The 10,411-nt window shown below is 60.9% G+C and carries 10 protein-coding genes; 3 read left to right on the top strand and 7 right to left on the bottom strand.

Annotated elements, in window-relative coordinates; translation table 11 throughout:
• Window positions 1-7: 7 nt before the first annotated feature.
• From QMX97_RS24305 to msuE, 3 genes are all read right to left on the bottom strand, one after another.
• Window positions 8-1,195, bottom strand: coding sequence for an acyl-CoA dehydrogenase family protein (locus tag QMX97_RS24305; protein ID WP_120450679.1), 1,188 nt, complete (start codon window positions 1,193-1,195; stop codon window positions 8-10).
• Window positions 1,196-1,382: 187 nt separating this feature from the next.
• Window positions 1,383-2,525: an FMNH2-dependent alkanesulfonate monooxygenase gene (gene ssuD, locus QMX97_RS24310; RefSeq protein WP_213551815.1), complete on the bottom strand. Its 1,143-nt coding sequence runs from the start codon at window positions 2,523-2,525 to the stop codon at window positions 1,383-1,385.
• Window positions 2,526-2,534: 9 nt separating this feature from the next.
• Entirely contained in the window at window positions 2,535-3,098 is a 564-nt protein-coding gene (msuE, locus tag QMX97_RS24315; RefSeq protein WP_282397751.1) for an FMN reductase, read from the bottom strand.
• Between the two features lie 398 nt (window positions 3,099-3,496).
• Between msuE and QMX97_RS24320 the strand changes: the two genes are divergently transcribed.
• The 3 genes from QMX97_RS24320 (at window position 3,497) to QMX97_RS24330 (ending at window position 7,019) form a co-directional block, all read left to right on the top strand.
• The gene (locus QMX97_RS24320) at window positions 3,497-3,766 is read left to right on the top strand and encodes a hypothetical protein (RefSeq protein ID WP_213551818.1); all 270 of its coding nucleotides are present in this window, start codon (window positions 3,497-3,499) and stop codon (window positions 3,764-3,766) included.
• 233 nt (window positions 3,767-3,999) lie between these two features.
• Entirely contained in the window at window positions 4,000-5,160 is a 1,161-nt protein-coding gene (locus tag QMX97_RS24325) for an aminotransferase class V-fold PLP-dependent enzyme (protein ID WP_282397752.1), read from the top strand.
• Window positions 5,161-5,210: 50 nt separating this feature from the next.
• Entirely contained in the window at window positions 5,211-7,019 is a 1,809-nt protein-coding gene (locus QMX97_RS24330) for an aminopeptidase P family protein (RefSeq protein WP_282397753.1), read from the top strand.
• A gap of 106 nt (window positions 7,020-7,125) precedes the next feature.
• Here QMX97_RS24330 and QMX97_RS24335 read toward each other — a convergent pair whose 3' ends face one another.
• The 4 genes from QMX97_RS24335 to rhtA form a co-directional block, all read right to left on the bottom strand.
• On the bottom strand, window positions 7,126-7,716 hold the full coding sequence (locus tag QMX97_RS24335; RefSeq protein WP_106804632.1) for a 2-hydroxychromene-2-carboxylate isomerase: 591 nt from the start codon (window positions 7,714-7,716) through the stop codon (window positions 7,126-7,128).
• Between the two features lie 36 nt (window positions 7,717-7,752).
• Entirely contained in the window at window positions 7,753-8,484 is a 732-nt protein-coding gene (locus QMX97_RS24340) for an SDR family oxidoreductase (RefSeq protein ID WP_065901265.1), read from the bottom strand.
• A 111-nt stretch (window positions 8,485-8,595) separates the two neighbouring features.
• Window positions 8,596-8,877: a hypothetical protein gene (locus tag QMX97_RS24345; RefSeq protein ID WP_065901262.1), complete on the bottom strand. Its 282-nt coding sequence runs from the start codon at window positions 8,875-8,877 to the stop codon at window positions 8,596-8,598.
• A gap of 165 nt (window positions 8,878-9,042) precedes the next feature.
• On the bottom strand, window positions 9,043-9,930 hold the full coding sequence (rhtA, locus tag QMX97_RS24350) for a threonine/homoserine exporter RhtA (protein ID WP_106804630.1): 888 nt from the start codon (window positions 9,928-9,930) through the stop codon (window positions 9,043-9,045).
• Between the last annotated feature and the right edge of the window lie 481 nt (window positions 9,931-10,411).

Here is a 10,411-nt window from a genome sequence, read left to right on the forward strand (position 1 = left end):
ACCTCTCTTAGGAATAGAACGTGGGAATCGGCAGGGACTGGTTCAACGCCCAGTCCCCCAGTTCGTGGAGTTTGTAGTCCACCGGATCGTGCAGGGTTTGCGTACGCAGGTTGCGCCAATGGCGGTCCAGGCGCAGCGACGCGTGGGTGGAGCGCGCCCCGGTGACTTCAAACAGGCGGCTGCACAGGTCCAGGCCCTGGCGGGTGGCGGCGACTTTGGCGGTGGCGATGGCAATAGCCAGTTGGCCACGTTCGTTTTCCGTCAGGTTGGGGCCTTTGGCCCAGGCCTGGTCGAGCAACTCGGCGGCGCGCTCCACCAGCAGGCGCACCCCCTCCAGGGCGACCCAGAACTCACCGTAGTGATGCAGCACGTAAGGGTCCTGGCGCGCGTCCTCGGCTGAGGATTTGTGCCAGGAGCGGGTCTCGGTCAGCGTGTAGTTGCGCGCTTCTTCGAAGGCGCCTTCGGCAATCCCGAGAAACATATGCGTGAAAGTCAGCTGCGCGATCAACGGGCGCAGGCAGGCGAAGGGCGTGCTCAACGGGCCCGGGTCGAGCAGCAACTCCGACTCCTCGACGCGTACGCGTTCGAAGCTGGCGCTGCCGCTGTCGGTCTGGCGCTGGCCGATATTGTTCCAGTCGTTGTGCAGGGTGATACCACTGCGGCCGCTGGGAATTGCGGCGATCAGCAGTTTGCCGCCGGCGCTTTCATCCACAGCCGAGGCGATCAGCATTTCCGAGTCGCTGGCGCCGGAGCAGAAACTCTTTTTGCCGGAGAACTCGCGCCAGCCGCCGAAATCCTTGACCACGGTGCGGGTGTCCAGCGGGTTGAGGGCGTTGCCCCAGAACCAGTTCTTGCGCGCGGTCTGTTCGAACCACGGCTGCCATTGGTCCGGCCGCGAAAACAGGCGCACGGTGGCGAGCATCAGGTGGTGGAAGCCGAAGACATGGGCGATGGAGCTGTCGACCTTGGCGAATTCGCGCACGATGCCCAGGGTGTCGCTCCAGCGAGCGCCGAGGCCGCCGTACTGCGTGGGAATGCTCAGGGCCAGCAGGCCGCTGTGGCGCAGGGCATCACGTTCGGTCTTGGGGGTACCGCCGCGTTCGTCGCGCTCGACGGCGGTGAGGGCGAATTCGGCGGCCAGCAGTCTGGCGGTCTGCAGCGGTGATGGCAGGACGCTGTGGGGTTTGGCTGTCACGCGGGGTTCCTCAATGTCTATTTCGCAATGAAGGCTAAATGTGGGAGCGGGCTTGCTGTGGCGAGGGAACGGGTTCCCGTTCGACTGCCTGGCAGTCGCCAGCTTTTGGGGGCGCTTCGCACCCCGGCGGGAGCAAGCTCCCTCGCCACATAAGCTCCGTTCCTACATAAAGCCGATCTCACTGCACTCAGGCCTTGGTGGTGGGCAGTACATCGTTGGCAATCATTTCGCCGAACGGGCCAGTGAGGTTGGTGACGCCACGTCCGGCAAGGCTGGCATAGGGTTCCGGCAGCAGCGGGAACACCAGCTCGGCAAACCGGTAGGCTTCTTCCAGGTGCGGGTAGCCGGAGAAGATGAAGCTCTCGATGCCCAGGTCCGCGTATTCCTTGATGCGTTCGGCCACTTGCTGCGGGTTGCCAACCAGCGCGGTGCCGGCGCCGCCACGCACCAGGCCGACGCCCGCCCACAGGTTGGGGGCGATTTCCAGGTTGTCGCGGCGCCCGTCATGCAAGGCGGCCATGCGGCGCTGGCCTTCGGAATCAAAGCGCGAGAAGGATTTTTGCGCGGCGGCGATGGTGTCGTCGCTGATGTGCTCGATCAGTTTGTCGGCGGCTTTCCAGGCTTCCTCTTCGGTCTCGCGCACGATCACGTGCAGGCGGATGCCGAACTTCACGGTACGCCCGTGACGGGCGGCGCGTTCGCGTACATCCGCGAGTTTTTCGGCGACGGCGGCGGGCGGTTCGCCCCAGGTCAGGTACACGTCCACCTGTTCGGCGGCGAGGTCGTGGGCCGCGTCCGAAGAACCGCCGAAGTACAGCGGCGGATAAGGCTTCTGCACCGGTGGGTAAAGTGCCTTGGCATTCTGCACACGCAAGTGCTTGCCTTCGAAATCTACCGATTCGCCCTGCAACACGCGTCGCCAGATCTGTAGGAACTCGTCAGAGACTTCGTAGCGTTCGCTATGGTCGAGGAAGCTGCCGTCGCCGCGGTTTTCGTCGGGGTCGCCGCCGGTCACCACGTTGATCAGCAAGCGACCATTGGAAAGGCGATCCAGGGTGGCAGCCATGCGCGCGGAGACCGTGGGCGAGATGATGCCCGGACGAATGGCCACCAGATACCGCAGGCGTTCGGTCAGCGGCACCAGCGCCGAGGCGATCACCCAGGAGTCTTCGCACGAGCGGCCGGTAGGAATCAGCACGCCGTGGTAACCCAGGCTGTCAGCGGCCTGGGCGACCTGCTTGAGGTAATTGAGGGTGACCGGCCGTGCACCTTGGGTGGTGCCCAGGTAATGGCCATCGCCGTGAGTGGGCAGAAACCAGAAAACATCCATGACAAATCCTTACGCGATTTTCAGCAGAGAAGGGGAATGCGCCGCGAACAATGGCGCTGCTCGTTCTGCCGCCAGTTGAATCCGGGCTTTCAGGAGCTCACTGGTTATTTGGTAGTCGGTGAAGTCAGCTTCGGTGGCGTACACGCCGATCGGCAGGGTCAATGCCTGGAAGAAGCTGAACAGCGGGCGCAACTGATGATCGAGCACCAGCGCATGGCGTTCGCTGCCGCCGGTCGCGGCGAGCAACACCGGGGTGTTGATCAGCGCGTTGAGGTCGACCAGGTCGAACAGGTGCTTGAGCAGGCCAGGGTAGGAGCCGCGATAGACCGGCGCCGCGACGATCAGCAGATCTGCCTGTTCAATCGCCAACAGTTGCGTTTCGACCTCGGCCGGCAACTCATCGCGCGACAGTGCACCGCCCAGTGGCCGGGCAATGTCGCCCAGTTCGATCAGGTGGGGCTGGATCGGCAGCAAGGTGGCCAGTTCGGCCAGTACCGCCTGGGTCAACACGAGGGTACGGGACGGGCGCCAGGTTCCGCCGGAGACGGCAACGACATTCAGGGGACGGGTCATGAACAGTTCCTTTATCAACAGTGGTTCATAGCAGGTGTGTGCAACGTGTTGAGCAAGAGCTGTACCAACGGGTGCAAGCCTTGATTGGCGCGGGCTGCGGCCTTGCGGGTGAAATCGGCTGCTGTTGTCTGATTGGTGATTTGTTGAATGACTGTTGCCTGGGCAACAGTTGCGTGGCGAACAGTGTCGGGCAGCTGAGAGCCATTTATAGAGGGTTACATTTATTCCGTAAATGAACGTATTTCCATATTTATAGATCTTTGGGGAATATGAGAGGGCCGCTATCGCAGGTGCCTTGGCGGTTGATAGCGACTATCACGGACGATGATTTTTCACCGGCAAAGGGCGGGAGTAGCCTGTATTCATTGACTCGAAACCACCTTTGCAGGACCGCCGCCATGAACCGATTCCTCGCTGTTTGCTTACTCGTCGTTGCCTCAGTCCTCACCGGATGTGCGACCCATGCTTCGCCCGAATTACGGCCTTACACCGCAGAAGAAACCAAACAGTTGGCCCTGGAGGCGCTGAGTCGTCGTGGCTTGTCGTTTGATGAATACCAACAGCAGCGCGCCGCACTGACCGGCCAGCCACAGAAATCCTTTGGCTTCGATCACCAGGGCGAAATGAATGCCGAACGCAGCGTGACATTGCATGGTCGTCCCAGTTGAGCCCGCGCTCAGCAGCAAAAAGCCCGAGGATTCCCTTAAGGAACCTCGGGCTTTTTGTTTGCCATGCGGGGACTTCAGCCTGTTAAGCTGAATTTCAGGAGCGTTCCTACGCACATTTAAATAAAGTGGCCCTTCTTCAATGGCATTTGATCCGGTAAACCTGACGACCTCTGTTCCGGCTGATGCCCCTGAGACGCTGTTCTCGGGAACCTGTTTTGCGAGTCTTAATTGTCATGAATAAACGTCCGCTGTATTTCGACTATGCCGCCACCACCCCGGTGGATGAGCGGGTCATCCAGGTGATGGTCGAGTGTCTGGGCTTCAACGCCAATTTCGGTAACCCCGCGTCCAGCTCCCACGCGTTCGGCCAGGCGGCCCGGCAAACGGTCGAGCAGGCGCGCCGCCAGGTGGCCGAACTGGTCGGTGCCCAACCTGAGCAAATCGTCTGGACCTCCGGCGCCACCGAATCCAACAACCTCGCCATCAAGGGCGTGGCCCAGGCGCGGGGCGTGGCAGGCGGGCATATCATCACCAGCCAGATCGAACACAAGGCCACCCTGGACACCGCCCGGCAATTGCAGGAAGCCGGCGTGGCCGTGACCTACCTGGTGCCGGACGCGCAGGGCCTGATCAGTGCCGATGCAGTGAGCCAGGCGCTGCGCGAGGACACCTTCCTGGTGTCGCTGATGCTGGTGAACAATGAACTGGGCACCGTCAACGACATCCCGGCCATCGGCGCCCGCGTGCGTGAACATGGGGCGTTGTTGCACGTGGACGCAGCGCAGGGCGCAGGCAAGATAGCGATCGACCTGGCCGAGTGGCCGGTGGATTTGATGTCGTTTTCCGCACACAAACTGTATGGCCCCAAGGGCATCGGCGCGCTGTATGTGGGGCCGCGCGCGCAGCAGAAGGTGCTGGCGCAGATCCACGGCGGTGGTCACGAAGGCGGATTGCGTTCCGGCACGCTGGCCACGCACCAGATTGCAGGCATGGGCACGGCGTTCGCCCTGGCGGCGGCATCGTTTACCGAAGATCAGGCGCTGATTGTGGCGTTGCGCCAGCGGCTGCTGGATCAGCTGGCGTCAATCGCCGGCGTGCGCCTCAACGGCAGCCCGACCCAACGTATTCCGCACACCCTCAGCCTCACGTTTGGCGAAGGTGAATTCAATGCGGCGGCGCTGAGTGCGGGCATCGCGTTTTCTGCCACCTCGGCCTGTAACTCGGCGAGCAACGCGCCCTCCCATGTGCTACTGGCGCTGGGCCATGACGCGCGCAGCGCCGGCCGCACGATTCGCTTGAGCCTGGGCCGGTTTACCACCGAGCAGGACATCGATCAGGCCGTGCAGTTGATCAAGGCCGCACTCGCCAGCGCACCGGCGTTCTGGGCGGTCTGAATTATCCATTCGCAACACATAACAATTATTCGTGGTTAGCAGGAGACACAATGAGCACGCAGCCTTTGACCCATGGAACGGTTCCCCAGCGCCTGGCGCATACCCGTGAACTGATGAGCCGCGAGGGCATTCACGCCCTGCTGGTGCCGTCGGCGGATCCGCATCTGTCTGAATACCTGCCGGGTTACTGGCAGGGACGCCAATGGTTGTCGGGGTTCCATGGCTCGGTGGGAACGCTGATTGTGACCGCAGACTTTGCCGGCGTCTGGGCGGACAGCCGCTATTGGGAACAGGCCACCAAGGAACTCAAGGGCAGCGGCATCGAATTGGTGAAGCTGCAACCGGGCCAGCCTGGTCCATTGGAGTGGCTGGCGGAGCAAACCCCGGAAGGTGGGGTGGTGGCGGTGGACGGCGCGGTGATGGCGGTGGCGTCAGCACGGACCCTGGGCGGCAAGCTGGCCGAGCGCGGCGCAACGCTGCGTACCGACATCGACCTGCTCGATGAAGTCTGGCAAGACCGCCCGGCGCTGCCGAACCAGCCGATCTATCAACACCTGCCGCCGCAGGCCACGGTGAACCGCGGTGAGAAACTCGCCGCGCTGCGTGCCAGCTTGAAGGAGAAGGGCGCCGACTGGCACTTCATCGCCACCCTGGATGATATTGCCTGGCTGTTCAACTTGCGCGGCGGTGACGTTTCGTTCAACCCGGTGTTTGTATCCTTTGCGTTGATCAATCAACAACAGGCCACCTTGTTCGTGGCGCTGAGCAAGGTCGATGCCGAACTGCGGGCGGTGCTGGAGCAGGACGGCGTAACCTTGCGTGACTACAGCGAAGTGGCTGATGCACTGCGCGCCGTGCCGTCGGGTGCCAGTGTGCAGGTCGATCCCGCGCGTGTGACCGCAGGTTTGCTGGAAAACCTGGACGCTGGCGTCAAGCTGATCGAAGGGCTCAACCCGACCACGCTGGCCAAGTCGCGCAAGAGCCTGGCCGACGCGGAACACATCCGCCAGGCCATGGAGCAGGACGGCGCAGCGCTGTGCGAGTTTTTCGCCTGGCTGGACAGCGCGCTGGGGCGCGAACGCATCACTGAACTGACCATTGACGAACACCTGACCGCCGCGCGTAGCCGTCGCCCGGGTTATGTGTCGCTGAGTTTCAATACTATCGCCGCGTATAACGCCAATGGTGCGATGCCGCATTACCACGCGACTGAAGAAGAGCACGCGCTGATCGAAGGCGATGGTTTGCTGTTGATCGATTCGGGTGGCCAGTACCTGGGGGGCACCACCGATATCACGCGGATGGTGCCTATCGGTACACCCAGCGAAGAACAAAAGCGCGATTGCACCCGGGTGTTGAAAGGGGTGATTGCCTTGTCCCGTGCGCATTTTCCCAAGGGCATTCTTTCGCCGCTGCTGGATTCGATTGCGCGTGCGCCGATCTGGGCTGAAGGCGTGGACTACGGCCACGGTACCGGGCACGGCGTGGGTTATTTCCTCAACGTGCACGAAGGTCCGCAAGTGATCGCCTACCAGGCGGCCACGGCGCCGCAAACCGCGATGCAACCGGGCATGATCACCTCGATTGAGCCGGGTACTTATCGTCCGGGACGTTGGGGCGTGCGGATCGAGAACCTGGTGTTGAACCGTGAAGCGGGCAAGACCGAGTTCGGTGAGTTCCTCAAGTTCGAAACCCTGACCTTGTGCCCGATCGATACTCGTTGCCTGGAGCCGTCGCTGCTGACGGCGGATGAGCGTGAGTGGTTCAACGGCTACCACAGCGAGGTGCGCGAGCGGCTGAGCCCGTTGCTCAATGGCGCGGCACTCGAGTGGTTGCAGGTGCGTACCGCGGCTATTTGATCGGTTGCAGTCCAGGCGCTCGGCCAAGGCGTCGGCTATGTAGTCGACTAACGCCTTGAGCCGGGCGACTGGCGCCGATTGGGCGGGAGCGCTTGGCGATCGAGATTCAACTCAAGGCTTCGCGCACAAACTCCAGACGGTCCTGGCCGAAAAATAGCTGGTTGCCTACAAACAGGCTGGGCGCACCGAACACGCCGCGTTGAACGGCTTGCTCGGTTTTGGCCTTGAGGGCGGCTTTTACGCTTTCGTCATTGGCCAAGGCCAGTATCTCCTGCGGCTCAAAGCCGTGTTCGCTGAGCACCGTGGCCACGACGGCGGGATCTCCCAAGTGGCGACCCTCTGCCCACAGCGCGCGAAACAGGCAACCCACCAAATCGTCGAAGCGTTCGGGCTGGTGCAGTTGCACGCCGGTGACAGCGCGCATCAGCACCAGGGTATTGATGGGAAAGTGCGGGTTGAACTTGAGCGTGACGTTGTAGCGTTGGGCGTAACGAGCCAGGTCGTCGAACATATAGCGTCCCTTGGCGGGGACGGTGATCGGCGAGGCGTTTCCGGTGGCCTTGAACACGCCGCCCAATAACATCGGTTGATACACCAACTCTGCGCCGGTAGCTGCGCACAGGGCCGGGAGCTGGGTATAGGCCAGGTAGGTGGCAGGGCTGCCGAGATCAAAGAAGAACTCCAGGGTTTTACTCATGGTCGCTGCTCGCTGATTATTGTTGTGGGGGCGTGCTTACCAGGGTTCATTCCAGGGGCGCAGGTCCAGCTCGAACGTCCAGGCGTCGCGCGGTTGGCTGTGCAGGAACCAATAGTTGTCGGCGATGTGCTCGGGGTTGAGAATGCCGTCCTGATCCTTGAGCGCGTATTTCTGCGGGAAATTGTCGCGAATGAAGTCTGTGTCGATGGCGCCATCAACCACGATATGAGCGACATGGATATTCATCGGCCCCAGCTCCCGCGCCATGCTTTGCGCAAGCGCGCGGATCCCGTGCTTTGCGCCTGCAAATGCGGCAAAGCCGGCGGCCCCGCGCAGGCCGGCAGTCGCGCCGGTGAACAGGATGGTGCCGCGATGGCGGGTGACCATGCGCTTGGCCACCTCACGTGCATTGAGGAACCCGGAGAAACAGGCCATTTCCCAGATCTTGAAATACTTGCGTGCGGTTTCTTCAAGGATGCTGCAGGGCACATTGGCGCCGATGTTGAAAACGAAGGCTTCAATCGGGCCCAGTTGCGTTTCAATCTGTTCGATCAGCGCGATCACGTCTTCTTCTTTTCGTGCATCGCACGCAAAGCCATGCGCTTCGCCACCCGCTGCCTGGATGCTATCGACCAGAGGCTGCAATTTGTCGGCGGTGCGGCGGGTGACACAGGCGACGTAGCCTTCACGGGCAAAGCGCTTGGCAATGGCACCACCGGTTGCGTCTCCGGCGCCGACTACCAATACGATTTTCTTGTTGTGCGTCATGGGAACTCCGTTGGCTCGAATGTCGAACAGGAGTCTAGTCGCAGTGTCGCAAAAGGGCGGGTGGGTAGTGGGTGTTTGATATGAGCAGTCGGAGGGGGACTGCTCGGTCAATCACTTGCAAATGACGATCATGCTCCGGCTGGTGTAGCCCGCAGGGTTGAGGCCGAAGGGGTAATCCCCAGGTTCCTCTGAATTGTCACCGGACTTGGCGATCACCCGGTAGCCCTTGGCTCCGCACGAGTTGGTTGCGCTGGTGTAGCACTGGTCCCAGGAGGAAGACAGTCCGGAACAGTTGATATGCAGCCCTTTTTTGCCCCGCTTCACTTCTGTCTTGGTGGTCGCGGCACAGCCACCGATGGCCACGACCATTAACAGTATCAAAATTCGCTTCATTCCTATCCTTAATAGCCGCTTCCGCAATGCTTGAAGCCGGCTCTACTCGCTCTCGAGTCTAGCGTTCGTGCTGTCCCTGTCGACGTTCTCCATGAATGACATTCGTTTACGGCTTAAACATGGCTTAAATGAGCGGTAAATGCCAGAGCTACATTCAAAGAAGCGTCAATCCGCTGGAACCAGCGGCTTTGACTCCTTGCGCATCGTCACGGTGGCACCCACGGAGGCCAGGATGATGCAGGTGATGGCCAGCCATTGCGCCAAGGTCAGGTGCTCGTGCAGGAAAAGCAGGCCGGAAAGCGCGCCAAATGCGGGTTCGATGCTCATGAGCGTGCCGAAGGTGCGGGCGGGGAGGCGGGTCAGCGCGACCATCTCCAGGGTGTAAGGCAGGGCGGTGGACAGAATGGCGACGCCGATGGCGACAGGGATCAGGGCCGGGGTCAGCAATGCAGCGCCCGCGTGCACAATCCCGATAGGTGCCACAAACAAGGCGGCGATCATCACACCGAGGGCGGCGGTCTGTACGCCATTGTCATTGCCTGCCTTCTGGCCGAACAGAATATAGAGGGCCCAGCAGACACCCGCCCCCAGAGCGTAGGCTGCGCCGAGCAAGTCGATGCCGCTGCTGGCGTCCCCCATGGGAATCAACAAGAGCAGGCCGATGACCGCGAGGGCAATCCAGAGGAAATCCACCGCTCTGCGCGATGCGTAAATCGCTACTGCCAGCGGTCCGGTGAATTCCAGGGCAACGGCAATCCCCAGGGGTACGCTGCGCAATGACATATAGAAGAGGAAATTCATGCCACCCAGGGCCATCCCGTAGACGATCACCGTGCGCAGGGACTTGGCGGTCAGCTTGGCGCGCCACGGGCGTAAGAGAAGCAGCATGATCACGCTGGCGAAAATCAGGCGCAGGGTGGTCGTGCCCTGGGCGCCAACAATTGGAAACATGCTCTTGGCCAGCGAGGCGCCGGACTGGATGGAAGCCATGGCGATCAACAGCAGGCCGACAGGAAACAATGCCGAGGCCAGGCTGCGGGGAGAGGTGGTCATTGGGGATGTTCGTCCGAGGTCGTATTAAGAGAAACGCAAGCAGCTATGATGCTTAAGTGTTGAGGGTTGAGCAATATATTGCTCAATTATTCCGCTGATGATCTCTATATAGCCTCAAACCGGAGGTTTTCCGGCTTCTTGATAGAAAATCCAAATTAAGGGTTGACGGCAGATTCTGGAAGTCTATAATTCGCCCCACTTCCGGCGCAGTCGAAACGGAAAACTCCTTGGTAAACAAAGAGTTACGCGAGATTCGACAGCGGCTTGCTTCAGTTCATCGAAGCCCAGAAGGAGTTGGTAGAGCAGTGTTGTTTGGCTCTGTTAACGTTTCGATCTTCTCGGTCGAAAGCGGAGAAAAAGAGGTGTTGACAGCAGCGTGTAACGCTGTAGAATTCGCCTCCCGCTAACGAGAGATCGGAAGCGCAAGTGGTTGAAGTTGTTGAAGAAATCTTCGAAAACTTCTGAAAATAATCACTTGACA

The organism is Pseudomonas sp. PS01298, assembly GCF_029959745.1.
In the GTDB taxonomy this organism is placed as follows: Bacteria; Pseudomonadota; Gammaproteobacteria; order Pseudomonadales; family Pseudomonadaceae; genus Aquipseudomonas; species Aquipseudomonas aylmerensis.